The 717-nt window shown below is 72.7% G+C and carries 1 pseudogene; it reads left to right on the top strand.

What is annotated here, in order from left to right:
* Positions 1-717: pseudogene (locus tag Mgrana_RS16660) on the top strand (hypothetical protein); the annotation flags it as partial.

Below are 717 nucleotides of genomic sequence, written 5' to 3'. Positions count from 1 at the left end.
GCGCTGGGGCGGGGGGCCTGGGCCAGCGCCGGGGAAGCGCTGCTGGAGGTTCTGGTGGCCGAGGCCGTTCCCCGACACACCCTGGTGCTGGATGAAGCCCAGAGGGCCGCCAGCCGGGAGAACCTGACCCTGCTGCGGATGCTGGCGCGGGTTCCCAACCTACAGATTGCGGTGCTGACCCGCCGGGCCGCCCCTTGGGAGGTGCTGGGCCAGGTGATCGGCGAGTCGGAGCTGGCCTTTGATCCCGCCGAGGCCCTCGAGCTGGCCCAGGCCCTTACCCCCCAGATTCCCGCCTTCGAGGTCGAGCAGGCCCACAGCCTGGCCAAGGGCTGGCCGCTCGGCCTGCGCCTGCTGCTGCGGGCCATGGGGCGCGGGGTGCGGCCTGAGGCCGCCTTCTACGCCCACCCCGATCCCGCCGGGCTGCTGGCCTACCTGATCGCCGACCTACCCCCGGAGGTGCAACACCAAGCCGCCAAAGCCAGTGTGCGGGGCGAGGTGGCCGCAGAGGAGGAGGCCTTTGCGGTGTTGCTGCCCTATGCCCACGACCTGCTGCTGGAGGAGGTGGCGGGAGGCCTGCGCTTTCACCCGCTGGTGCGCCAGGCCCTGATGGAGCTGCTCGAGCCCGCCGAGGTGCGCAGCCTGCTCACGCGTGCGGCTGAGGAGACCCTGGGCCGGGGCCAGGGTCTCCTCAGCCGCACGCGTGAGCAGGCTGCGCAC

Origin of the sequence: Meiothermus granaticius NBRC 107808 (assembly GCF_003574355.1) — a bacterium.
Lineage (GTDB): Bacteria > Deinococcota > Deinococci > Deinococcales > Thermaceae > Meiothermus > Meiothermus granaticius.
The sequence above is the reverse complement of the archived record's forward strand: the minus strand, read 5'-3'. Positions and strand labels throughout refer to the sequence as shown.